Origin of the sequence: Pseudomonas sp. MBLB4136, assembly GCF_051904765.1 — a bacterium.
Classification (GTDB): Bacteria; Pseudomonadota; Gammaproteobacteria; order Pseudomonadales; family Pseudomonadaceae; genus Aquipseudomonas.
On sequence record NZ_CP196713.1, the window covers coordinates 336,975 to 360,649 of the forward strand.

Sequence of the window (23,675 nt, forward strand, 5' to 3'; positions counted from 1 at the left end):
TGCCAATAGGAAATCGGTCGTGCTAGGGCTCTTCAATAAGAATGCGAATACGCTGCTGGGGATCGATATCAGTTCGACCTCGGTAAAGCTCCTCGAATTGAGTCGCTCCGGAAGCCGCTACAAGGTAGAGGCTTACGCAGTCGAGCCGCTCCCGCCAAATGCTGTGGTCGAGAAGAATATCGCCGAGTTGGAAGGTGTCGGCCAGGCGCTTTCCCGCGTGCTGAGCAAGGCTAAGACCGGAGTGAAGTCGGTTGCCGTCGCGGTGGCCGGCTCGGCGGTGATCACCAAGACCATCGAAATGGAGGCGGGGCTCTCCGACGATGAGCTGGAGAATCAGCTGAAGATCGAGGCTGATCAGTACATCCCTTATCCGCTTGAGGAAGTGGCCATCGACTTCGAGGTGCAGGGCGTTTCGTCAAGAAATCCAGAGCGTGTCGAAGTGCTGCTGGCGGCTTGCCGCAAGGAGAACGTCGAAGTTCGCGAGGCAGCATTGGCCCTGTCTGGCCTGACGGCCAAGGTCGTCGACGTCGAAGCCTATGCGCTGGAGCGGGCTTACGGCTTGCTAGCCGAGCAGCTGGGCAGCGGCCAGGAGGAGCTGACCGTGGCCGTGGTCGATATCGGTGCGACGATGACGACCCTGAGCGTGCTGCACAACGGTCGTACCATCTACACCCGCGAGCAGTTGTTCGGGGGCAAGCAGCTGACCGAGGAGATCCAACGGCGCTACGGGCTTTCCGTGGAAGAGGCGGGGCTCGCGAAGAAGCAGGGCGGCCTGCCTGACGATTATGACAGCGAGGTGTTGCAGCCGTTCAAAGAAGCGGTCGTGCAGCAGGTGTCGCGCTCCCTGCAGTTCTTCTTCGCGGCGGGTCAGTTCAACGATGTCGATTACATCCTGCTTGCGGGTGGTACGGCTTCCATTCCGGATCTGGATCGCCTGATTCAGCAGAAGATCGGCACGCAAACGCTTGTGGCCAACCCGTTCGCCGACATGGCACTGGGCAGCAGGGTCAATGCCGGGGCGCTGGCCAGTGATGCCCCATCGTTGATGATTGCCTGTGGTTTGGCCATGAGGAGTTTTGACTAATGGCACGGATTAACCTGCTTCCATGGCGCGAGCAACTGCGCGAGGAACGCAAGCAGCGCTTCCTGGTCACGCTCGGCGGAGTCCTGGCGGTTGCGGCCGGTATTGTGTTTCTCGGCGATCAGTATTTGAACGGGGCAATCGAGCAGCAGAACGCGCGTAATGAATTCGTGCGCAAGGAAATCGCCGTACTGGATGCCCGCATCAAGGAGATCAGCGAACTGAAAACCCGGCGCCAGCAACTGTTGGAGCGGATGAAGATCATTCAGGACCTGCAGGGTAACCGGCCGATCATTGGTCGCGTGTTCGATCAGCTGGTTCGGACCTTGCCGGATGGCGTGTATTTTACGGGCCTTAAGCTGACTGGAAAAAATATCGCCATTGTCGGGGCCGCGGAGTCGAACAACCGGGTGTCCAACTTGATGCGTAACTTGGACTCTTCCGAATGGCTAGAGTCTCCAAATTTGACGGAGGTCAAGGCGGTCACGGCTGGAGCTGTCGATCAAGCTAACGTGTTTCAGTTGACCGTGCAGCAAACGCAGCCGGGCCTGGCAGAGGAGGCCAAGCAATGAGCCTGAGTGAGACGCTAGACAGCTTGCGTAAGGTCGATATTAGCGATCTCGATTTTAATAATGTTGGCTCATGGCCGGCAGCGGTAAAATTCATCGCTGGGAGCTTGTTGTTAGTGGTTGTCCTGGCTCTTGGCTATAACTTCCATCTTAAGGATTTGCAGGCGCAGCTGGAAGTGCAGCAAAGTGAAGAGGTCGCGCTCAAGGAGCAGTTCGCGACCAAGGCCTTTCAAGCTGCCAATCTTGAGGCATATAAAGAGCAGATGAAGGAAATGGAAGTGTCTTTTGGCGCCCTCTTGAGGCAGCTGCCAAGTGATACGGAAGTGCCTGGGCTGCTTGAGGATATTACGCGTACCGGGCTTGGCAGTGGTTTGGAGTTTGAAGAAATTAGGCTGCTGCCAGAGGTTACTCAGCAGTTCTACATTGAGCTACCAATCCAGATAAAGGTGGTCGGCGCCTATCATGATCTCGCGACCTTTGTCAGCGGTGTTGCCAGCTTGCCGCGGATTGTGACGCTGCATGACTTTGAGCTCGTGCCGGCGACCAAGGACAGTACCTCGAAACTTAGAATGGATATTCTGGCAAAGACCTATCGCTATAACGATAAGGGGGTGCAGCAATGATTCGCTCCCACGTGCTGGTGCTGGCTATTGCTGTTGGCCTGACTGGATGCAATTCTGGCGGTGACTTCGGCGATTTGCAGGCATATATGGACGAAGTTCGCGCTCGTCCGAAAGGGGCCGTCGAGCCTCTGCCGAAATTCCAGCCCTACGAGAGCTTCACCTACAGTGCGGCAGCATTGCGCAGTCCGTTCCAGCCTCCGATCAAGATTGATATGGCTCAACGCCAGAAGGGCTCCCAGGAAGTCCGGCCTGATGAAGCTCGCGTCAGGCAATTTCTAGAGGGTTTCAATATCGAAATTTTCGAGATGGTCGGTACGCTTGCTAAGGAGGAAGACGTCTTTGCCTTGGTGAGTGGCGCTGGTGGCGTTCATCGGGTCAAGGTGGGCGATTATCTCGGGCGTAATCATGGGCGCATTCTCGCAATTGATGAATCCAAAATCGATGTAATCGAAATCGTTCCAGATGGTGAGGGTGGTTGGCTCGAGCGGCCGCGCAGTCTTGCCCTTAAGGAGCGCTCTTGAGGGAGCTAAATTAATATGAAGAAAAATAATCGGTCTGCTCAACGGAACCTGAGAATGAATAGCTCCCTTTCTTATCTGGGCGTATCTCTGTTGGCGGTGCTGTTCTCGCCGACTTTGCTTGCTGCGAACCTTCAGACTCTAGATGTCGCGGCGCTGCCGGGGGATCGGGTGGAGTTGAAGCTTTCGTTCGATGAGCCGGTTTCCGCACCTCGTGGCTATACGATTGAACAACCAGCGCGAATCGCATTGGACCTGCCCGGAGTTTCTAATAAGTTGGGCGCTAAAAATCGCGAGCTAGGAGTTGGCAACGCCCGTAGTGTGACCGTGGTTGAAGCCAAGGACCGGACTCGCTTGATCATCAATCTGACAAGCCTGTCGCCATATAGCACCCGAGTTGAGGGTAATGACCTGTATGTGCTGGTGGGTGAGGGCGGCAGCCGAAGCGCGTTGTCCCTCCAGTCCACTGTCGCCGCCCCGGCGCCCGCAACGGTGCCTGCGCCCAAGGTCTATGCAGCGCAGAGTAAGGCTATCAGCAATATCGACTTTCAACGTGGTGAGCAGGGAGAGGGTAATGTGGTAATTACCCTGTCGGATGCATCTGTGAGTCCGGATATTCAGGAACAGGGCGGTAAGATACGACTCGATTTCGCGAAAACCCAGTTGCCCGATGCATTGCGAGTTCGCTTGGATGTCAAGGACTTCGCCACCCCGGTACAGTTCGTTAGCGCGACGGGGTCAGCTGAGAAAGCGAGCATCGTCATAGAGCCGACAGGCGTCTATGACTACTTGGCGTATCAGACAGACAATAAGCTCACGCTCAGTATCAAACCGCTGACTCAGGATGAGGTCGATAAGCGCAAGAGCGAGCGCTTTGCGTATAGCGGTGAAAAGCTTTCTTTGAATTTCCAGGATATTGACGTCCGCTCGGTGCTTCAGTTGATTGCTGACTTCACGGATTTGAATCTGGTTGCCAGTGATACCGTCGAGGGTAACATCACGTTACGCCTGCAGAATGTGCCGTGGGATCAGGCGCTGGATCTGGTTCTTAAAACCAAGGGTTTAGACAAGCGCCAGGTTGGTAATGTGCTCTTGGTTGCACCTGCCGATGAGATCGCAGCGCGCGAGCGTCAGGAGCTTGAGGCGCAGAAACAAATCGCAGAGCTGGCGCCTTTGCGTCGCGAGCTGATTCAGGTTAACTACGCTAAAGCGGCTGATATGGCTAAGCTGTTCCAGTCGGTCACAAGTGCAGATGGTGCTAGTGATGAGCGTGGCTCCATCACCGTTGATGATAGGACTAATAGTATTATTGCCTATCAGACGCAGGATAGGCTTGATGAGTTGCGCCGCATTGTGGCTCAGCTCGATGTGGCTGTTCGGCAGGTCATGATTGAGGCCCGCATTGTTGAGGCAAATGTCGATTATGACAAGAGTCTTGGGGTCCGATGGGGTGGGGCTTCGCTGGGTGACAATAATTGGAATGTCTTTGGGCGTGGTCAGCGTCTTTCGCTGGAGGAGGCGGAGGACGGTCCCAGTACGATTAAAGTGCCGTTCAACGCGCCTTTCGTTGATATAGGTGCATCCAACGCTACCTCTGGTATTGGTATCGGCTTCATTACCAACAATACAGTCCTCGATCTCGAACTGTCCGCCATGGAGAAGACTGGCAATGGCGAGATAGTATCGCAGCCTAAGGTGGTCACCTCGGATAAGGAAACTGCGAAGATTCTCAAGGGCTCTGAGGTTCCATATCAGGAAGCTAGTTCAAGTGGCGCTACTAGTACTTCCTTTAAGGAGGCGGCCCTGGCGCTGGAGGTTACGCCCCAAATTACGCCGGATAATCGTATTATCATTGAGGTCAAAGTCACCAAGGATGAGCCCGATTTCGCCAATGCGTTGAATGGTGTACCCCCGATTAAGAAAAACGAGGTTAATGCGAAGGTATTGGTGTCTGATGGCGAGACGATTGTCATTGGTGGTGTGTTCAGCAATACGCAAACAAAGTCGGTAGACAAGGTTCCGCTTCTGGGAGACCTGCCATTCCTTGGGCGTCTGTTCAGGCGTGATACTGTCACTGATCAAAAGTCAGAGTTGCTGATCTTCCTTACGCCTCGCATTCTCAATAATCAGGCCATTGCTGTGAGTCGTTGATATAGTGCGAAATCTGATCCTCATTGGCCCGATGGGTGCTGGCAAAAGCACCATCGGGCGTCTGCTTGCCAAGGAACTGCGCTTGCCGTTCAAGGACTCGGATAAGGAAGTCGAGCAGCGAACGGGTGCCGATATTCCGTGGATTTTCGATGTTGAGGGCGAGCAAGGGTTTCGCGAGCGCGAGCAGGCGGTGATTGCCGAGTTGTGCGAGGTCGATGGCATGGTGCTGGCGACCGGGGGCGGGGCGGTGTTGCGTCCGGAGAATCGCGCGGCGCTGAGGCGGGGTGGGCGAGTCGTCTACCTGCATGCCTCGGTTGTGCAGCAGCTCGACCGCACCTCGCGTGATCGCAATCGGCCTTTGTTGCGTACCGCAGATCCGGCCAAGGTGCTCAGTGATTTGCTGGCGATACGCGACCCGCTGTATCGGGAAATTGCCGATGTAGTCGTGGAAACCGACGAGCGCCCGCCGCGTATGGTCGTGCAGGAAATACTGGAGCGTCTGGAGGCGTTGCCGCCCCGTTAAAGCGCGGCCTGAACTGCGCTATCCTAGGGCCCTTTTCAACTCGGGGGCTCCATGCAAACTCTTCAGGTCGATCTCGGTGAGCGCAGCTATCCCATCTATATCGGTGCCGACTTGCTGGGTCGCCCCGATTTGTTGGCGCCACACATAGTCGGGCGGCAGGTCGCCATTGTCACTAATGAGACGGTGGCGCCGCTCTATCTCAAAGCTCTCGAATCTGCCTTGAGTGGCTATGCGGTGACCTCCATCATCCTGCCTGATGGCGAGGTCTACAAGACTTGGGAGACCTTGCAGAAGATCTTCGACGGCCTGCTGGCTGCCCGGCATGACCGGCGTACCACGGTGATCGCCCTGGGGGGCGGGGTGATCGGCGATATGGCCGGCTTTGCCGCGGCCTGTTATCAGCGAGGGGTCAATTTCATTCAGGTGCCGACCACGCTGTTGTCGCAGGTGGATTCCTCGGTTGGCGGGAAGACGGGCATCAATCATCCGCTTGGCAAGAACATGGTGGGAGCCTTCTATCAGCCTCAGGCCGTAGTGATCGATACGGCCAGCCTAGCCACCCTGCCGGCCCGTGAGCTCTCCGCGGGGCTGGCGGAAGTGATCAAGTACGGGCTCATTTGCGACGAGCCGTTTCTTTCCTGGCTCGAGGACAATATGGCGGCGCTGAGGGCGTTGAACCAGGCGGCGCTGACCACGGCCATCGAGCGCTCCTGTGCCGCCAAGGCGCGGGTGGTGGGGGCCGACGAGCGCGAATCGGGCGTGCGCGCCACGCTCAATCTGGGGCATACCTTCGGCCATGCCATCGAGACCCATCAAGGCTATGGCGTCTGGCTGCATGGTGAGGCTGTTGCGGCGGGCACTGTCATGGCCCTGGAGATGTCCAGGCGCCTGGGCTGGATTAGCGTCGCGGATCGGGATAGGGCGGTTCGGCTGTTTCAGGCCGCCGGGTTGCCGGTGGTTCCGCCGAGTAATATGCAGCCCGACGACTTTATCGAGCACATGGCGGTGGACAAGAAGGTCCTCGACGGCCGCCTGCGGTTGGTCCTGCTGCGTAGCCTGGGCGAGGCGGTGGTGACCGCCGATTTTTCGCGCGAGATTTTGCATGCCACCCTCTGCGCGGATTACGCGGCGCTGGTGGATCAGTTAAAAAACCAATGAGTGCCCAATGACCAGTCTGCACGCTGACGAGGCCTTCCTCGATCATTACCATTTCAGCCATGACCCATTCGCGGCCAGGGTGCCGGGCTTCAAGTTCTTCCCGGCCCAGCGCAAGCCCGTGCTCGGTCAGCTGCATCACCTCGCGCGCTACAGCCAGCTATTGCTGGTGGTGACGGGGCCGCTGGGCAGTGGCAAGACCCTGCTGCGCCAGGCGCTGGTGGCCAGCACCAACAAACAGGCGGTGCACAGCGTCGTGCTTTCTGCCCGTGGGGCGGCGGAGCCGGGGGCGGTGCTGCGTCAGGTTGCCCAGGGTTTGCACATTCAGCAGGCCGATCACTCGGCAATCCTGGCGCAGGTCGGGCAGTTGGCGCTGACCGGTCAGGAAGTCTATGTGCTGGTCGATGATGCGGAGCAACTCAGTGACGCAGCCCTGGCCAGTCTGTTGGCGCTGGCCGAGGGCAATGCCGAAGGGCGTGCGCATGTCTTTCTGTTCGCCGAGCCGCAATTGGTCGCCAGGCTGGAGGCGCTGGTCGAAGGTGAGGAGTGTTTCCATGCGCTGGCGCTGCAACCCTACAGCGAAGATGAGACGCGCGACTATCTGGCGCAGCGCCTAGAGGGTGCGGGTCAGGGAATCGAGTTGCTGTCGGATCAGCAGGTGGCGCAGATCCATGAGCATTCCGTGGGTTGGCCGGGCGGTATCAACGAGTCCGCGCGGGAGGCGCTGATCGAGGCGATGCTGGCTCAGAAGGGGGCGGCGCGACGTGCGGGGATGGGCTTGAGTTTGCCGCGCAAGCACCTGCTCGCGCTGGTGGTGGTGGCGCTTGGCGTGCTGGCTGCCTGGCTGATGCAGGGCCAGTCTGGTGGCGACCTGTTGGCGCCGGCGACGGCGCAGTTGCCGCTGGGGCAGGGGGCGCAGCCCGCGGTGTCAGCCGATCCGGCACCCGCCGTTGCGCCGGTAGAAGCGCCGGCCATCGAATTCGCCGGTGCCAGTCAACCGTTACCGCTGCCACTGGTTGGGGAGGCGCAGCCGGTGATTCGTCAGCCGTTGGCGCAGGCCGCGGGGTTGAGCTCGGCGGAGGAAGTGGAGGGGGCGGTGGATGAGATCCCCGTCAGTGTCGAGGTCGATCCGGTTCCGGTTCCGGTTCCGGTTCCGGTGGCGCCTGCTGCGCCAGTTACGCCGAAGCCCGTAGCTGCAGCGCCTGTGGTTGCCGCGGCGCCTGCTGCGCCGGTGGTAAAGCCCGTAGCGCCGCCTGCGCCGGCTCCGGTAGAGCGTAAAGTCTCCGCCGCGGCGCCGGTTCAGGCGCCGGCAGTTGTCGGATGGTATGCCGCGCAGGCGCCGTCTCGTTACACCTTGCAAGTGCTTGGGGCGCGCGCGGAGAGCAGTGCCCAGGCCTTTGTGCGCGAGCATGGCGGTGAGTACCACTACTTCAAGAAGCTGCATCAGGGGCAGCCGCTGTACGTGGTGACCTATGGCAGCTTCGCCACCCGCGAGGCGGCGCAGGCGGCGCTCAGGGGATTGCCGGCCAAGGTGCGGGCGGGCAAGCCCTGGCCGCGTACGTTCGCCAGTATCAAGCAGGAGATCGCTTCCGCGCGCTAGGGCGGGGCGTTGCCTGGCAGACCGCTCAGTCGTTAGCACGACCGGGCGGTCTATTCCTTCGATTTCGCGACATAAGTTTTCATCGGTCCGTCACGAGGATTTGTGACGAGCCGGGTGGATATGTACAATGACCTCCCTTTTGCCTGCGCAAAGCCGGGGCTCTGTCCTGCGCGCATGGTAAGTGGTTGAATTAGAAAGCAATTGCCTTGCAAAAGGCAGTCTGGTGAGAGTCCCTATGAAAGCAGGTTTGTACCGTCCTGATGAGTTCAAGGATAACTGCGGCTTCGGCCTGATCGCCCATATGCAGGGCGAGGCGAGCCATCACCTGCTGCAGACCGCGATCGAAGCGCTGACATGCATGACCCACCGCGGCGGAATCAACGCCGACGGCAAGACTGGCGATGGTTGCGGCCTGCTGATCCAGAAGCCGGATGCCTTCCTGCGCGCCATGGCCCGGGAGCATTTCGCCGCCGATCTGCCGCAGCAGTATGCCGTCGGCATGGTCTTCTTCAATCAGGACCCGGAGAAGGCCGAGCGAGCGCGGGAGAACATGAACCGCGAAATCCTCGCCGCCGGCCTGAGCCTGGTCGGCTGGCGCAAGGTGCCAGTGGATACCAGCGTGCTCGGCCGCCTGGCCCTGGAGCGCCTGCCACAAATCGAGCAGGTGTTCATCGGTGGCGAGGGCCTGAGCGACCAGGAGTTCGCCATCAAGCTGTTCAGTGCGCGGCGCCGCTCCTCGGTGAGCAATGCCGAGGACAGCGATCACTACATCTGCAGCTTCTCGCACAAGACCATCATCTACAAAGGCCTGATGATGCCGGCCGACCTGCAGCAGTTCTACCCGGACCTGGGTGACGAGCGCCTGCAGACCGCCATCTGCGTGTTCCACCAGCGCTTCTCCACCAACACCCTGCCGAAGTGGCCGCTGGCGCAACCGTTCCGCTTCCTCGCCCACAACGGCGAGATCAACACCATCACCGGCAACCGCAACTGGGCCCAGGCCCGTCGCACCAAGTTCGCCAACGAGTTGATCGGCGACCTGGATGAGCTGGGCCCGCTGGTCAACCGCGTCGGTTCGGACTCCTCGAGCATGGACAACATGCTCGAGCTGATGGTCACCGGTGGCATCGACCTGTTCCGCGGCGTGCGCATGATCATTCCGCCGGCCTGGCAGAACGTCGAGACCATGGACGCCGACCTGCGCGCGTTCTACGAGTACAACTCGATGCATATGGAGCCATGGGACGGCCCCGCCGGCGTGGTGCTGACCGACGGTCGCCATGCGGTCTGTCTGCTCGACCGCAACGGCCTGCGCCCGGCGCGCTGGGTCACCACGACCAACGGCTATATCACCCTGGCCTCGGAAATCGGCGTTTGGAACTACGCGCCGGAAGACGTGATCGCCAAGGGCCGCGTCGGCCCGGGGCAGATCCTCGCGGTGGATACCGAGACCGGCCAGGTGCTCGGCACCGACGACATCGACAACCGCCTGAAGTCGCGCCATCCCTACAAGCAGTGGCTGCGCAAGCATGCCCAGCGCATCCAGGCGACCCTGGAAGACCGTGACCACGGTTCGGCCTTCTACGACGTCGACCAGCTCAAGCAGTACATGAAGATGTACCAGGTCACCTTCGAGGAGCGTGACCAGGTGCTGCGCCCGCTCGGCGAGCAGGGTCAGGAGGCGGTCGGCTCCATGGGTGACGACACGCCGATGGCCGTACTGAGCCAGCGCGTGCGTTCACCCTACGACTATTTCCGCCAGCAGTTCGCCCAGGTCACCAACCCGCCGATCGATCCGCTGCGCGAAGCCATCGTCATGTCCCTGGAAGTCTGCCTGGGCGCCGAGTGCAACATCTTCGCCGAGTCGCCGGAGCACGCGGCGCGGGTGATTCTCAGCAGCCCGGTGATCTCGCCGGCCAAGTGGCGTGCCTTGATGACCCTGGAGCGCCAGGGCTTCGAGCGCCAGCTGATCGACATGAACTACGACGAGTCCGTCGGGCTCGAGGCGGCCGTGCGCAACATGGCCGACCAGGCCGAGGAAGCGGTGCGCGGCGGCAAGGTGCTGCTGGTGCTGACCGACCGGCATATCGCCCCGGGCAAGCTGCCGGCGCACGCGGCGCTGGTCACCGGCGCGGTGCACCACCGCCTGGTCGAGAAGGGCCTGCGTTGCGACTGCAACATCCTGGTGGAAACCGCCACCGCCCGCGACCCGCACCACTATGCGGTGCTGCTCGGCTTCGGCGCCTCGGCGGTCTACCCGTTCCTGGCCTACGAAGTGCTCGGCGACCTGATCCGCACCGGCGAGGTGCTGGGCGACCTCTACGAGGTGTTCAAGCACTACCGCAAGGGCATCTCCAAGGGCCTGCTGAAGATCCTGTCGAAGATGGGCATCTCGACCATGGCCTCCTACCGCGGTGCCCAGCTGTTCGAGGCCGTCGGCCTGGCCGACGAGGTCACCGAGCTGTGCTTCCGTGGCGTCGCCAGCCGCATCAAGGGTGCGCGCTTCGTCGACCTCGAGGCCGAGCAGAAGCTGCTGGCGGGCGAGGCCTGGAACAACCGCAAGGCGATCCAGCAGGGCGGCTTGCTCAAGTTCGTCTACGGCGGCGAGTACCACGCCTACAACCCGGATGTGGTCAGCACCCTGCAGGCCGCTGTGCAGCAGGGCAACTACGAGAAGTACAAGGAATACAGCGCCCTGGTCGACACCCGGCCGGTGTCGATGATCCGCGACCTGCTCAAGCCCAAGCTGGCCGAGCAACCGTTGTCGCTCGATCAGGTCGAGCCGCTGGAGGCCATCCTCAAGCGCTTCGACTCCGCCGGTATTTCCCTCGGCGCCCTTTCGCCGGAGGCCCACGAGGCCATCGCCGAGGCGATGAACCGTCTCGGCGCGCGCTCCAACTCCGGTGAGGGTGGCGAAGACCCGGCCCGCTACGGCACCGCCCGCAGCTCGAAGATCAAGCAGGTGGCCACCGGCCGTTTCGGCGTGACCCCGGAGTACCTGGTCAACGCCGAGGTGCTGCAGATCAAGGTGGCCCAGGGCGCCAAGCCCGGCGAGGGCGGCCAGCTGCCGGGTGGCAAGGTCAACGGCCTGATCGCCCGCCTGCGTTACGCGGTGCCCGGTGTGACGCTGATTTCGCCGCCGCCGCACCACGACATCTATTCGATCGAAGACCTGGCGCAGCTGATCTATGACCTCAAGCAGGTCAACCCGGCTGCGCTGGTGTCGGTCAAGCTGGTGGCCGAGGCCGGCGTCGGCACCATCGCCGCCGGCGTGGCCAAGGCCTATGCCGACCTGATCACCATCTCCGGCTACGACGGCGGTACCGGCGCCTCGCCGCTGACCTCCATCCGCTATGCCGGCGCGCCCTGGGAACTGGGCCTGGCCGAAACCCATCAGACTCTGCGCGGCAACGACCTGCGCGGCAAGGTGCGGGTGCAGACCGACGGCGGCCTGAAGACCGGCCTGGACGTGATCAAGGCGGCCATCCTCGGCGCCGAGAGCTTCGGCTTCGGCACCGCGCCGATGATCGCCCTGGGCTGCAAGTACCTGCGCATCTGCCACCTGAACAACTGCGCCACCGGCGTGGCCACGCAGAACGACAAGCTGCGCAAGGATCACTTCATCGGCACGGTCGAGATGGTGATGAACTTCTTCACCTATGTCGCCGAGGAAACCCGCGAGTGGTTGGCCAAGCTCGGCGTGAGCAGCCTCGAAGAGCTGATCGGCCGTACCGACCTGCTCGAGGTGCTGCCGGGCGAGACCGCCAAGCAGGGCAACCTGGACCTGAGCCCGCTGCTCGGCAGCGAGCACATCCCGGCCGACAAGCCACAGTTCTGCGGGGTCGAGCGCAACCCACCGTTCGACCAGGGCCTGCTGGCCGAGAAGATGGTCGAGCTGGCCAAGCCGGCGATCGATGCGGCCAGTGGTGGCGAGTTCGAGCTGGATATCTGCAACTGCGACCGCTCCATCGGTGCCCGCGTCTCCGGCGAGATTGCGCGCAAGCATGGCAACCAGGGCATGGCCAAGGCGTCGATCACCTTCCGCTTCAAGGGCACCGCGGGGCAGAGCTTCGGCGTGTGGAACGCCGGCGGCTTGAACCTGTACCTGCAGGGTGACGCCAACGACTACGTGGGCAAGGGTATGACCGGCGGCAAGCTGGTGATCACTCCGCCTGCCGGCAGTCCGTTCAAGACCCAGGACAGCGCCATCATCGGCAACACCTGCCTGTACGGCGCCACCGGCGGCAAGCTGTTCGCCGCCGGCACCGCGGGCGAGCGCTTCGCCGTGCGCAACTCCGGCGCCCACACCGTGGTGGAAGGCACCGGTGACCACTGCTGCGAATACATGACCGGCGGTTTCGTCTGCGTGCTGGGCAAGACCGGCTACAACTTCGGCTCCGGCATGACCGGTGGCTTCGCCTACGTGCTCGACCTGGACAACAGCTTCTACGACCGGGTCAATCACGAGCTGGTGGAGATCCAGCGGATCAACAACGAGGCGATGGAGGCTTACCGTAGCCACCTGCAGCGCGTGCTGGCCGAATACGTCGAGGAGACTGCCAGCGAGTGGGGGCGTACCCTGCTGGAGAACCTGGATGACTATCTGCGCAAGTTCTGGTTGGTCAAGCCGAAGGCGGCAAGCCTTAAGTCGCTGCTCACCAGCACCCGTGCCAACCCGCAATGATTTGCGCCTGCAGTAGTTTGATGAGGTTTTGAAATGACTGAACGTCTGAATAACGACTTCCAGTTCATCGAAGTCGGGCGCAAAGACCCGAAGAAGAAGCTGTTGCGTCAGCGCAAGAAGGAGTTCGTCGAGATCTACGACAACTTCAAGCCGGCCCAGGCCGCCGACCAGGCACATCGTTGCCTGGGCTGCGGCAACCCGTACTGCGAATGGAAGTGCCCGGTGCACAACTTCATTCCCAACTGGCTGAAGCTGGTGTCCGAGGGCAACATCCTGGCGGCGGCGGAACTGTCGCACCAGACCAACACCCTGCCGGAAGTCTGTGGCCGGGTGTGTCCGCAGGATCGTCTGTGCGAGGGCGCCTGCACCCTCAACGACGGCTTCGGCGCGGTGACCATCGGCTCGGTGGAGAAGTACATCACCGACACCGCCTTCGCCATGGGCTGGCGCCCGGACATGTCCAAGGTCAAGCCGACCGGCAAGCGCGTCGCCGTGATCGGCGCCGGCCCGGCCGGCCTCGGCTGCGCCGACGTGCTGGTGCGCAACGGCGTGACCCCGGTGGTGTTCGACAAGAACCCGGAAATCGGCGGCCTGCTGACCTTCGGCATCCCCGAGTTCAAGCTCGAGAAGACCGTGATGAGCAACCGTCGCGAGGTCTTCAGCGGCATGGGCATCGAGTTCCGCCTCAACACCGAGGTGGGCACCGACGTGACCATGGAGCAGCTGCTCGAAGAGTACGATGCCGTGTTCATGGGCATGGGCACCTACACCTACATGAAGGGCGGCTTCCCGGGGGAGGACCTACCGGGCGTCTATGACGCGCTGGACTTCCTGATAGCCAACGTCAATCGCAACCTCGGTTTCGAGAAGGCGCCGGAAGACTTCATCGACATGAAGGGCAAGCGCATCGTCGTGCTCGGTGGTGGCGACACCGCCATGGACTGCAACCGCACCTCGATCCGCCAGGGCGCCAAGAGCGTGACCTGCGCCTACCGCCGCGACGAAGAGAACATGCCGGGCTCGCGCAAGGAAGTGAAGAACGCCAAGGAAGAGGGCGTGAAGTTCCTGTTCAATCGCCAGCCCATCGCCATCGTCGGCGAGGACAAGGTGGAGGGCGTCAAGGTGGTCGAGACCCGTCTCGGCGAACCGGATGCCCGCGGCCGTCGCAGCCCCGAGCCGATCCCCGGCTCCGAGGAAGTCATCCCTGCCGAAGCCGTACTGATCGCCTTCGGCTTCCGCCCCAGCCCGGCGCCCTGGTTCGAGCAGTTCGAGATCCAGACCGACAGCCAGGGCCGAGTGGTGGCGCCGGAGAAGAGCCAGTTCAAGCATCAGACCAGCAACCCGAAGATCTTCGCCGGTGGCGACATGGTCCGGGGTTCCGACCTGGTGGTGACGGCGATCTTCGAGGGTAGGAACGCCGCCGAAGGCATCCTCGACTACCTCGGCGTCTAAGCGGCCTGGCTCGGCCCTTGGGGTCGAGTCAAATCGTCGCAATGGATAAAAGGCACGGCACTCGCCGTGCCTTTTGTTTTCCGGTCTGAGAAAATGCCCGCACTTTTCTACCGGACGCTGCCATGACTGCCCTGAAGAACGACCGCTTCCTTCGCGCCCTGCTCAAGCAACCCGTCGACGTCACCCCGGTGTGGATGATGCGCCAGGCCGGTCGCTACCTGCCGGAATACCGCGCCAGCCGGGCCAAGGCCGGCGACTTCATGAGCCTTATGATGAACCCGGCGTTCGCCTGCGAGGTCACCCTGCAGCCGCTGGACCGCTACCCGCAGCTGGACGCGGCGATTCTGTTCTCCGACATCCTCACCATCCCCCATGCCATGGGCCAGGGCCTGTACTTCGAGACCGGCGAGGGGCCGCGCTTCAAGAAGGTCATCTCCACTGCCGCCGACATCGAGGCCCTGCCGATTCCCGACCCGGAGCAGGACCTGGGCTATGTGATGGATGCGGTGCGCACCATCCGCCGCGAGCTGAACGGCCGGGTGCCCCTGATCGGCTTCTCCGGCAGCCCCTGGACCCTGGCCACCTATATGGTCGAGGGCGGCTCCAGCAAGGACTTCCGCAAGTCCAAGGCAATGCTCTACGACAACCCGCAAGCCATGCACGCCCTGCTCGACAAACTGGCGCAGTCGGTCACCAGCTACCTCAACGGCCAGATCAAGGCCGGCGCCCAGGCGGTGCAGATCTTCGACACCTGGGGCGGCAATCTGTCGTCGGCGGCCTACCAGGAGTTTTCCCTGGCCTATATGCAGAAGATCGTCGATGGCCTGATCCGCGAGCAGGACGGGCGCAAGGTGCCGGTGATCCTGTTTACCAAGAACGGCGGCCTGTGGCTGGAGTCCATCGCCGCCACCGGCGCCGATGCCCTGGGCCTGGACTGGAGCTGCGACATCGGCGAGGCACGCCGCCGGGTCGGCGCTCAGGTGGCGTTGCAGGGCAACATGGACCCCACGGTGCTGTATGCCAAGCCGGCGGCCATCCGCGCCGAGGTGGCGCGCATCCTGGCCAGCTACGGTCAGGGCTCCGGCCATGTCTTCAATCTCGGCCACGGCATCACCCCGGAAGTCGACCCGGCCCACGCCGGCGCGTTCCTCGAGGCGGTGCACGAGTTGTCGGCGCAGTATCACGTATAGGCACTGGCCTAATAACGAGGCCTTGGGAAGAGGCGGCCTCTCTATGGCGCTGCATGTTCAGGGCTGGCGGGGTCTGGGCACTACTCGGACCCGCGCCTGCTGCTGCTCAAGGGGCAGTTAACTGCCTTTGGTAGGTATTGCGTATTGCGGCGCGTATCTGTTGGCCCGTTGTGCGAGCTTGCAGCTAGCTAGCTCAGCGCGCCGTGAACGCAAGCGCCCCTTCTGGCGAGGGGGGCTTGCCTTCGGCTCTGCCAGTCGCCCTTAGTTGTAGCGGTACTTTTGGTCGACCTTGCGCTTTTCCAGCGTGTACTGGGTGATGTCGATCTGCCCGGTCTGGAGCTTGCTGTCCAGTTCGCCCATCTCGCGCTCTTGCTGCCGATACAGGTGTGCCTTGGTGGCCTCGTAATTGATTGACTGAGCGGCATCGTAGCCGCTGACCGGGTCCCATAGGATGGAAAGGGGCCAGAACAGCAGGTTCACTACGCCGAAGCCGTACTCGCGCCCATAGAAGGAGCCGCCACCTGGAAGAAGGCCGAGGGCGGCGCCCAGGCCGGGTTCCTTCTCCTTCACCGCTTGGCCGCGAGCCTCGAAGTGTTTGAGTTCTGCTTTCTGGTGCGAATTAAGGCCGGTTGCACAACCCGAGCAAAGCACGATGAAGCCGGTGGCGAGCGCCAAGCGTTTGATGTTCATGAAAACTCCTTGCGTTTATCTTTTATCCAGCCGCCGCGATAGGCGGCGGCGAAGATTAGCATGGCTTGATGGCGTTTAGCCTTGATCTCACAGGCAGTCCCCCGTCTGTGACGCCTAAGCGTTCTGGAGGGCTGGACAAGAGTTGTCGTCGAAGCACGCCTGTAGGCTTTAGCCTCGCTCTCAGTCAGCAGCTGACCAAATGGCTCGCCCTTGTCACGGTCTTTGCATAGAATCCAGCCCCACTTAGGGCTCAGGGAGGTGTGCGATGCGGCGAGTGGTGTTCAATCAGAAGGGCGGGGTGGGCAAGTCCAGCATTGCCTGCAATCTGGCGGCGGTGAGTGCGGCGCAGGGCTATCGGACCCTGCTGGTGGACCTGGATGCCCAGGCCAACTCCACCCACTACCTGACCGGCCTGACCGGCGCCGAGATCCCCATGGGGATCGCCGAGTTCTTCAAGCAGACCCTGGCCAGCGGGCCGTTCGCCAAGAAGGGCCGGGTCGATATCTACGAGACGCCGTTCGACAACCTGCACGTGGTCACCGCCACCGCCGAGCTGGCCGATCTGCAGCCTAAGCTTGAGGCCAAGCACAAGATCAACAAGCTGCGCAAACTGCTCGACGAGTTGGACGAGGACTACGACCGGATCTACCTGGATACCCCGCCGGCCCTGAACTTCTACACGGTTTCCGCGCTGATCGCAGCCGATCGCTGTCTGATTCCCTTCGACTGCGACAGCTTCTCGCGCAACGCCCTGTATGGCCTGCTGCAGGAGATCGAGGAGCTGCGCGAGGACCATAACGAGGGCCTGGAGGTCGAGGGCATCGTGGTCAACCAGTTTCAGCCCCGGGCCAGCCTGCCTCAGCAACTGCTCGACGAGCTGATCAGCGAGGGCTTGCCGGTGCTGCCGGTGAACCTGATGAGTTCGGTGAAGATGCGCGAGTCGCACCAGGCCTGCACGCCGCTGATCCATCTGGATGCGCGGCACAAGCTGACCCAGCAGTTTGTCGAGCTGCATGACCTGCTCAACGCCGCCGGCCAGTAGTCGTCAGGCAAGCAAAAGGCGCCGTGAGGCGCCTTTTTTCTTTGCGCGTTAACTGGATGGCGCCCTAGCGGACGACGAAGATGTCGCAGGGGGCGCGGTGCAGGAAATGCTGCGCCAGGCTGCCGAGCAGCGCCTGGGACAGGGCGCTGCGGCCATGGCTGCCAAGCACCAGTAGTTCGCTGCGGCGCGCCTTCAGTTGCTCCTGCAGGCTGCGCAGGATGCTGCCCTGGAGCACCTCATGGCTGAGGCGCGGGCCCTGGCTGGGCAGGTTCAGCGCTTCGTCCTGCATCAGCTGGTCGATCAGTGCCTGCTGAATCTGCAACTGCGCCTCGACCTGCTGGGTGGTGCCCTTGTCCGGCTCGAACACGTGCACGGCATGCAGTTCGGCGCTGGCCGGCAGCAGGCGATAGGCCTGGCCCAGGGCGCTGCAGGCGCAGAGGGAAAAGTCGATGGCGGCGATGGCGCGCTGGTACAGCTGGAAGTCGTTGCGCGCCACCAGCAGCAGCGGGACCGGGCAACTGCGGGCGATGCGGTCCAGGCTGGTGCCTGAGAAGAAGTCGTGGCGCTGGTGGTGGGCGCCGAGAACCAGCAGGTCGCAGCCGAGCACCTGCAGCTGCTGCAGCACCACCTCGGCGGGCTTGCCGCTGCACAGGAGCAGCTCGCTGCCAAGCGGCGCGTAGCGGGTCAGGCTGCGATCCAGCGCCTCTCGGGCCTGTTCCTGTTGCTGGCTGCCGTGGCTGGGATCGAGGACGTGCAGCAGCGTCAGGCGGGCATCGTGCTGGCGGGCCAGTTGGCTGGCCCGGCACAGCGCCAGGTCGGCAGTGTCGCGCAGGTCGTGGGCGACGAGGATGTGGCTGAACATGGCAGAGCAATCTCCGGCCGAAGGGGGCTGCTATTTATTATCCATTCAGGCTTAGCCGGTGAATTGATCTATCGCAAGGTCAGGCGTCAGGGCGGCCGCAATTGACCGCGCGCTTGGCCGGAGCGGCTCGCGGTCGCCATCAGGCTGGCGCAGAGGGTGCGCGGTCCGTGCCGGCCTGTTGCTCAGATACCCTGGCCCTTGAGCCAGGCGAGCAGCTGGGCGAGGGGCAGGGCGCCGCTCTGCCGGGCCACTTCCTGGCCGCCCTTGAACAGGATCAGGCTGGGAATCGAGCGGATGCCGAGCTGGCCGGCCAGTTGTCGGTTGGCCTCGCTGTCCAGCTTGCCCAGGCGTGCCTTGCCCCGGAGCTGGCTGGCGGCTTGGGCGAAGGTCGGGGCGAAGGCCTGGCAGGGGCCGCACCAGTCGGCCCAGACATCGACCAGCAGTGGCAGGTCACCCTTTAGCTGGCTGGCGAAGTTGGCCTGGGTCAGCTCCAGCGGCGTGCCCGGCAGCACGGCGCTCTTGCAGCGCCCGCAGACAGGGTGGTCGCCCAGGCGCTGGGCGGGAATGCGGTTGAGGCCATTGCAGGCGGGGCAAGGGATCTGCAGGCTGTCGGTCATGTGCGGCTCCGGATCGGGATAGACCTAATCTGGAGCCGCCGCGACGAATATCAAGTCAACCGGCGGCCGCCAGGGCCTGATCGAGGTCGGTGAGGATGTCGTCGATATGCTCGATGCCGATCGACAGGCGCACCATGTCCCGCGGCACACCGGCCTTGGCCAGCTCCTCGTCGTTGAGCTGGCGGTGGGTAGTGGAGGCGGGGTGGCAGGCCAGCGACTTGGCGTCGCCGATGTTCACCAGGCGCACCACCAGCTGCAGCGCGTCGATGAAGCGCGCCCCGGCATCAAAGCCGCCCTTGATTCCGAAGGACAGGATCGAGGCCGGCTTGCCCTGCATGTAGCGCTGGGCCAATGCATGCTCAGGATGATCGGCCAGGCCGGCATACTGCACCCAGGCCACCTGTGGATGGGCCTTGAGGTGTGCGGCCACCCTAAGGGCGTTGTCGCAGTGCCGCTCCATGCGCAGGGCCAGGGTCTCCAGGCCCTGCAGGATGAGGAAGGCGTTGAACGGCGACAGTGCCGCGCCGGTATTGCGCAGTGGCACCACGCGGCAGCGGCCGATGAACGCGGCCGGGCCGAAGGCCTCGGTGTAGGTGACGCCGTGGTAGGACGGGTCCGGGGTGTTGAGCAGCGGGAAGCGGTCCTTGTTGTCGGCCCAGGGAAACTTGCCGGAATCGACGACGATGCCGCCGATGCTGGTGCCGTGGCCGCCGATGTACTTGGTCAGCGAATGCACGACGATATCCGCGCCATGGTCGAAGGGGCGGCAGAGGATCGGCGTGGCTACGGTATTGTCGACGATCAGCGGCACGCCGTGACGGTGGGCGGCATCGGCCAGGGCCTGCAGGTCGACGACATTGCCCGCCGGGTTGCCGATGGATTCGCAGAACACCGCCTTGGTCCTGTCGTCGATCAGTGCCTCCAGGGCGGCGATGTCGTCGTGGGCGGCGAAGCGGGTCTGGATGCCGAAGCGCGGCAGGGTGTGGGCCAGCAGGTTGTAGGTGCCGCCGTACAGCTTGGCCACCGAGACGATGTTGTCGCCGGCCTCGGCGACGGTCTGGATGGCGTAGGTGATGGCCGCCATGCCCGAGGCCACGGCCAGGGCGCCGACGCCGCCCTCCAGGGCCGCGATGCGCTGCTCCAGCACGTCGTTGGTCGGGTTCATGATGCGGGTGTAGATGTTACCGGCGACCTTCAGGTCGAACAGGTCGGCGCCGTGCTGGGTGTCGTCGAAGGCGTAGGAGCTGGTCTGGTAGATCGGTACCGCCACCGCCTTGGTGGTCGGATCGGGGCTGTAGCCGGCGTGAATGGCCAGGGTTTCCAGTTTCATCGGGCGCTCCTTCAGGTGGATGGCAAGGAGCGCAGCATGGAGACAGTGTCCGGGCCCGGTCAACCTCTGCGCACGGGCCCGGGTATCGCCCGTCAGACCGGGGTCAGCGGCCAGAACAGCGGAATCACCACGGACGCCACGGCCCACAGCAGCAGGTTGAGGGGAATGCCGACCTTCATGAAGTCGGTGAAACGATAGCCGCCGGCGTTGTAGACGAAGGTGTTGGTCTGGTAGCCGATCGGCGTGGCGAAGCTGGCGCTGGCGGCGAACATCACCGCCACCACGAAGGCCCGCGGGTCGACGCCCAGGTGCTGGGCCAGGCCGATGGCGATCGGGGTGACCAGCACGGCCACCGCGTTGTTCGACAGCATCTCGGTGAGGATCGAGGTGAACAGGTAGATGAACGACAGCATCAGCAGGGGCCCGGCCCAGGGCAGCCAGCCCATGACGTTCTCCACCAGCAGCTTGACCAGGCCGACCTTGTCCATGGCGATGCTGATGGCCAGCATGCCGAAGATCAGGCTGAGGATCTTCCAGTCCACCGCCTTGTAGGCGTCCTCGACATCCAGGCAGCGGGTAGCCAGCACGGTCACCGCGCCTATGATCGCCAGGCCCTCGATGGGCATCAGGCCGAAGGCGGCCAAGACCATCACCGCCAGGGTGGCGATGATCGCGATCGGCGCCTTGTCGCGGCGGAAGGCGCGCTCCTGCACGGCGTTGAGGCTGATCAGCTCGCCGTTGTCGGCGAAGCGCTTGATCTGCGCCGGGGTGCCCTCGACCAGCATGACGTCGCCGAACTGCAGCTCGAAGTCGTCGAGGTTGCCCTGGATGTTCTCGTCCTGGCGGTGCACGGCGAGCACGGCGATGCCGTAGCGCGCGGTGAGGTCGAGATCGCGCATCGGCCGGTGGCTGTAGCGCGAGTTACGCCCGACTATGGCCTCGGCGAGGATCACGTCGTGGCTGCTGATGGTTTCGAAGGCATCGCCGCGGTTGAACGACAGGTGGCCGCTCTCGCGCAGCTCGACCACGTTCTTCACCTGGCCGTGCAGCAGCAGGCGGTCGCCGCCGGCCAGCAGGGTGCCGTGGTCCGGCTCGGTGAGCTCCTGCTCCTCGCGAAACAGCTTGAGCACCTGCAGGCCACTGCCGCCGTTGAGGTTGGCTTCGGCCAGGGTCTTGCCCACCACCGGCGAGTCGTGCGGCACCAGCAGCTCGGTCATGAAGGTGCGCTCCAGGTCCGGGCGCAGCTGCTTGGACAGGGTCTCGCGCTCCGGCAGCAGGTGGCGGCCGATGGTCAGCAGGTAGAGCATGCCGACCGCCGCCAGGATCAGCCCGGCGCCGGTGATCTCGAAGATGCCGAAGGGCGCCAGGCCGGCCTTGCGCGCCACGCCGTCGACCAGGATGTTGGTCGAGGTGCCGATCATCGTCAGGGTGCCGCCGAGGATGGTGGCGTAGGACAGCGGAATCAGCAGCTTGGACGGCAGGGTGCCGGCGCGGCGGGCCAGGGAGATGGCCACCGGGGTGAGGATCGCCACCACCGGGGTGTTGTTCAGGCAGGCGGAGATCACCAGGGCGGTGAGGGTCAGGCCGGTGAGCACGCGGATCGGGCTGGTGCCGACCAGGTTGCCCAGCCAGTTGCCCAGGGCGTCGATGCAGCCGGTGCGCTCCAGCGCCGCGGACAGCACGAACATGCAGGCGATGGTCACCGGCGCCGAGTTGGACAGCACGCTGAGCACTTCCTTGGGCTCCAGCAGCTGGGTCACCAGCAGCGCGGCGACGGCGATCGCCGCGACCACGTCCGGGCTCCACTTCTCGCGGACGAAGGCCACCAGCAACCAGATCAGCAGCGCGCCGACGAAGAGCAATGGCAGGGAATCCCAGAACATGAGGCGTCCTTAGCGTGCGGGTCTCGAGGGGGACGGGGCCGAGGGCGCCCCGCAAGGTCGCCAAGATAGTGACCTTTGTTTAGATAGTCTAAGAATGTTTGAGAAGGTTTATATGCCTTTTCGTCTTTATCGATCAGGCTCCGCCGGCACCTGCGCGGTGCTCTGCGGCTGGGCCCCGGCCCCCGCAGGCCGGGCGTTGGGGCATGCAGGGCGGGGCATGGGCTGCGGTTAGGACGAGCAGCTGATTTCCAGGTGCTTGCCCCACTCCGGCGGGCGCTCGGCGTAGCGTTCCATGCCGGGCTGTTCGTCGAAGGGCCGGCCGAGCACCGCGTGCAGTTCCCGCACCGGCCCGTAGTCGCCCTGCTCGGCGGCCTCGATGGCCTGCTGGGCCAGGTAGTTGCGCAGGATGTACTTGGGGTTGACCGCGTGCATGCGCGCGCGACGCTGTTGCTGGTCGTCGCCGTCCCGTGCCGCGCGCGCCTGATAGTCGGCGGCCCAGGCGTCGAAGCCGGCCAGGTCGACGAAGTGCTCGCGCAGGCGCGCCAGGGCCTGTGCCGGCGCGCTGTCGCCCAGTTCGCGGAAGAAGTTGGTGTAGTCCACGGCGCTGCCCTGCATCAGCTGCAGCAGGCGCTGCACCAGGGCCTCGTCGCCTTCCTCGGCGCTGCACAGGCCGAGGCGGCGGCGCATCAGGTCGAGGTAGTGGGCCTGGTACAACGGCATGAACAAGGCCAGGGCCTCGCGCAGGGCGTCGATTTCGACGAACGACGTCAGGGCCTGGCCGAGGGCGGCGAGGTTCCACTGGGCGATCGGTACCTGGTTGCTGAAGCTGTAGCGGCCGCTGTCGTCGGAGTGGTTGCAGATGTGCTTGGCGTCGAAGTCGTCGAGGAAGGCGTAGGGGCCGTAGTCGAAGGTGATGCCGAGGATCGACATGTTGTCGCTGTTCATCACCCCGTGGCAGAAACCGTAGGCCTGCCAGTAGGCGATCAGCGTGGCGTTGCGCTCGACCACCTCGCGGAACATGGCCAGGTAGGGCTCGTCCTCGTCCAGGCAGGCGGGGAAATGGCAGTTCAGTACGTGCTCGCCAAGCTGTTTCAGCTGCTCCGGCTGGCGGCTGTAGTAGAAATACTCGAAATGGCCGAAGCGCACGTGGCTGCGCGCCAGGCGCAGCAGCATGGCGGCGCTTTCCTGCCTTTCGCGCCATACCGGGGTGTTGGAGGCGGTGACGCACAGCGCCCGCGAGGTGGGAATGCCGAGGGCGTGCAGGTGTTCGCTGGCGAGAAATTCGCGGATCGAGCTGCGCAGTACCGCGCGGCCGTCGCCCATGCGCGAATAGGGCGTCTGCCCGGCGCCCTTGAGGTGCAGGTCCCAGTGCTCGCCGGCGTCGTTGACCACCTCGCCGAGCAGCAGGCCACGGCCATCGCCCAGGCGTGGGTTGTACGCGCCGAATTGGTGCCCGGAATAGACCATGGCCCGTGGCTCGGCGTCGTTCCACAGCTTGTGCCCGGCGAACAGCTGGGCGAACTCCTCGCGCTCGGCCTCCGCCGGGTCGAGGTCGAGCAGGGCCATGGCCGCCGTGCTGGCCACCACCAGGCGCGGCTCGGCGATGGGCTCGGGCAGCACCTCGGTGGAAAACGCGTCGCCGAGGCGGGCGAAGCGATTATCGAAGGTCAGTTCGGTGAGCGACTTCAAAACAACTCTCCAGCGC

General features: G+C 63.4%; 18 protein-coding genes. 12 read left to right on the forward strand and 6 right to left on the reverse strand.

From position 1 onward, the window contains the following. Positions 1–19: 19 nt before the first annotated feature. The 11 genes from ACSX1D_RS01590 (at position 20) to hemE (ending at position 15,546) form a co-directional block, all read left to right on the forward strand. Positions 20–1,084: a pilus assembly protein PilM gene (locus tag ACSX1D_RS01590; RefSeq protein ID WP_439860686.1), complete on the forward strand. Its 1,065-nt coding sequence runs from the start codon at positions 20–22 to the stop codon at positions 1,082–1,084. Continuing rightward, positions 1,084–1,653: a type 4a pilus biogenesis protein PilN gene (gene pilN / locus ACSX1D_RS01595; protein WP_439860687.1), complete on the forward strand. Its 570-nt coding sequence runs from the start codon at positions 1,084–1,086 to the stop codon at positions 1,651–1,653. Before ACSX1D_RS01590 ends, pilN begins: the two co-directional genes overlap by 1 nt. After that, positions 1,650–2,273 carry a type 4a pilus biogenesis protein PilO gene (gene pilO, locus ACSX1D_RS01600; protein WP_439860688.1) on the forward strand — a complete coding sequence of 208 codons (624 nt, stop codon included), beginning with the start codon at positions 1,650–1,652 and terminating at the stop codon, positions 2,271–2,273. Before pilN ends, pilO begins: the two co-directional genes overlap by 4 nt. Next, positions 2,270–2,794 carry a type 4a pilus biogenesis lipoprotein PilP gene (gene pilP / locus ACSX1D_RS01605; RefSeq protein WP_439860689.1) on the forward strand — a complete coding sequence of 175 codons (525 nt, stop codon included), beginning with the start codon at positions 2,270–2,272 and terminating at the stop codon, positions 2,792–2,794. Before pilO ends, pilP begins: the two co-directional genes overlap by 4 nt. A 54-nt stretch (positions 2,795–2,848) precedes the next feature. Next, on the forward strand, positions 2,849–4,942 hold the full coding sequence (gene pilQ / locus ACSX1D_RS01610; protein ID WP_439860690.1) for a type IV pilus secretin PilQ: 2,094 nt from the start codon (positions 2,849–2,851) through the stop codon (positions 4,940–4,942). A 4-nt stretch (positions 4,943–4,946) separates the two neighbouring features. Continuing rightward, a complete protein-coding gene (aroK, locus tag ACSX1D_RS01615) occupies positions 4,947–5,465 on the forward strand; it encodes a shikimate kinase AroK (protein WP_439860691.1) in 519 nt (172 codons plus the stop codon). A gap of 51 nt (positions 5,466–5,516) precedes the next feature. Next, entirely contained in the window at positions 5,517–6,623 is a 1,107-nt protein-coding gene (aroB, locus tag ACSX1D_RS01620) for a 3-dehydroquinate synthase (protein ID WP_439860692.1), read from the forward strand. A gap of 7 nt (positions 6,624–6,630) precedes the next feature. Next, positions 6,631–8,220, forward strand: coding sequence for an SPOR domain-containing protein (locus ACSX1D_RS01625; protein WP_439860693.1), 1,590 nt, complete (start codon positions 6,631–6,633; stop codon positions 8,218–8,220). 235 nt (positions 8,221–8,455) lie between these two features. Next, the gene (gltB, locus tag ACSX1D_RS01630; RefSeq protein WP_439860694.1) at positions 8,456–12,904 is read left to right on the forward strand and encodes a glutamate synthase large subunit; all 4,449 of its coding nucleotides are present in this window, start codon (positions 8,456–8,458) and stop codon (positions 12,902–12,904) included. Positions 12,905–12,937: 33 nt separating this feature from the next. Beyond that, complete coding sequence (locus ACSX1D_RS01635) at positions 12,938–14,356, forward strand: FAD-dependent oxidoreductase (protein ID WP_439860695.1); 1,419 nt, start codon at positions 12,938–12,940, stop codon at positions 14,354–14,356. A gap of 122 nt (positions 14,357–14,478) precedes the next feature. After that, positions 14,479–15,546: a uroporphyrinogen decarboxylase gene (gene hemE, locus ACSX1D_RS01640; protein ID WP_439860696.1), complete on the forward strand. Its 1,068-nt coding sequence runs from the start codon at positions 14,479–14,481 to the stop codon at positions 15,544–15,546. Between the two features lie 261 nt (positions 15,547–15,807). On the opposite strand, the gene ACSX1D_RS01645 is transcribed toward hemE, so the two are convergent. After that, positions 15,808–16,236 carry a hypothetical protein gene (locus ACSX1D_RS01645; protein ID WP_208708076.1) on the reverse strand — a complete coding sequence of 143 codons (429 nt, stop codon included), beginning with the start codon at positions 16,234–16,236 and terminating at the stop codon, positions 15,808–15,810. Between the two features lie 265 nt (positions 16,237–16,501). Between ACSX1D_RS01645 and ACSX1D_RS01650 the strand changes: the two genes are divergently transcribed. Further along, the gene (locus ACSX1D_RS01650; protein ID WP_439860697.1) at positions 16,502–17,278 is read left to right on the forward strand and encodes a ParA family protein; all 777 of its coding nucleotides are present in this window, start codon (positions 16,502–16,504) and stop codon (positions 17,276–17,278) included. A 64-nt stretch (positions 17,279–17,342) separates the two neighbouring features. Here ACSX1D_RS01650 and ACSX1D_RS01655 read toward each other — a convergent pair whose 3' ends face one another. The 5 genes from ACSX1D_RS01655 to selO form a co-directional block, all read right to left on the reverse strand. Next, entirely contained in the window at positions 17,343–18,140 is a 798-nt protein-coding gene (locus ACSX1D_RS01655; protein WP_439860698.1) for a universal stress protein, read from the reverse strand. 182 nt (positions 18,141–18,322) lie between these two features. Further along, positions 18,323–18,757, reverse strand: a complete 435-nt coding sequence (gene trxC, locus ACSX1D_RS01660; RefSeq protein WP_439860699.1) for a thioredoxin TrxC — start codon at positions 18,755–18,757, stop codon at positions 18,323–18,325. A 55-nt stretch (positions 18,758–18,812) separates the two neighbouring features. After that, positions 18,813–20,087 (reverse strand): bifunctional O-acetylhomoserine aminocarboxypropyltransferase/cysteine synthase, encoded by a 1,275-nt coding sequence (locus ACSX1D_RS01665; protein WP_439860700.1) that lies wholly within the window; start codon positions 20,085–20,087, stop codon positions 18,813–18,815. A gap of 92 nt (positions 20,088–20,179) precedes the next feature. Further along, positions 20,180–21,970, reverse strand: a complete 1,791-nt coding sequence (locus tag ACSX1D_RS01670) for an SLC13 family permease (RefSeq protein ID WP_439860701.1) — start codon at positions 21,968–21,970, stop codon at positions 20,180–20,182. Positions 21,971–22,198: 228 nt separating this feature from the next. Further along, positions 22,199–23,659 carry a protein adenylyltransferase SelO gene (selO, locus tag ACSX1D_RS01675; protein ID WP_439860702.1) on the reverse strand — a complete coding sequence of 487 codons (1,461 nt, stop codon included), beginning with the start codon at positions 23,657–23,659 and terminating at the stop codon, positions 22,199–22,201. Positions 23,660–23,675 lie beyond the last annotated feature (16 nt).

Bases quoted from the DNA above. Each gene is read 5' to 3' on its own strand.
- pilN (WP_439860687.1), top strand. From the start codon at position 1,084: ATGGCACGGATTAACCTGCTTCCATGGCGCGAGCAACTGCGCGAGGAA.
- pilO (WP_439860688.1), top strand. From the start codon at position 1,650: ATGAGCCTGAGTGAGACGCTAGACAGCTTGCGTAAGGTCGATATTAGC.
- pilP (WP_439860689.1), top strand. From the start codon at position 2,270: ATGATTCGCTCCCACGTGCTGGTGCTGGCTATTGCTGTTGGCCTGACT.
- pilQ (WP_439860690.1), top strand. From the start codon at position 2,849: ATGAATAGCTCCCTTTCTTATCTGGGCGTATCTCTGTTGGCGGTGCTG.
- aroB (WP_439860692.1), top strand. From the start codon at position 5,517: ATGCAAACTCTTCAGGTCGATCTCGGTGAGCGCAGCTATCCCATCTAT.
- ACSX1D_RS01625 (WP_439860693.1), top strand. From the start codon at position 6,631: ATGACCAGTCTGCACGCTGACGAGGCCTTCCTCGATCATTACCATTTC.
- gltB (WP_439860694.1), top strand. From the start codon at position 8,456: ATGAAAGCAGGTTTGTACCGTCCTGATGAGTTCAAGGATAACTGCGGC.
- ACSX1D_RS01635 (WP_439860695.1), top strand. From the start codon at position 12,938: ATGACTGAACGTCTGAATAACGACTTCCAGTTCATCGAAGTCGGGCGC.
- hemE (WP_439860696.1), top strand. From the start codon at position 14,479: ATGACTGCCCTGAAGAACGACCGCTTCCTTCGCGCCCTGCTCAAGCAA.
- ACSX1D_RS01645 (WP_208708076.1), bottom strand. From the start codon at position 16,236: ATGAACATCAAACGCTTGGCGCTCGCCACCGGCTTCATCGTGCTTTGC.
- ACSX1D_RS01650 (WP_439860697.1), top strand. From the start codon at position 16,502: ATGCGGCGAGTGGTGTTCAATCAGAAGGGCGGGGTGGGCAAGTCCAGC.
- ACSX1D_RS01655 (WP_439860698.1), bottom strand. From the start codon at position 18,140: ATGTTCAGCCACATCCTCGTCGCCCACGACCTGCGCGACACTGCCGAC.
- trxC (WP_439860699.1), bottom strand. From the start codon at position 18,757: ATGACCGACAGCCTGCAGATCCCTTGCCCCGCCTGCAATGGCCTCAAC.
- ACSX1D_RS01665 (WP_439860700.1), bottom strand. From the start codon at position 20,087: ATGAAACTGGAAACCCTGGCCATTCACGCCGGCTACAGCCCCGATCCG.
- ACSX1D_RS01670 (WP_439860701.1), bottom strand. From the start codon at position 21,970: ATGTTCTGGGATTCCCTGCCATTGCTCTTCGTCGGCGCGCTGCTGATC.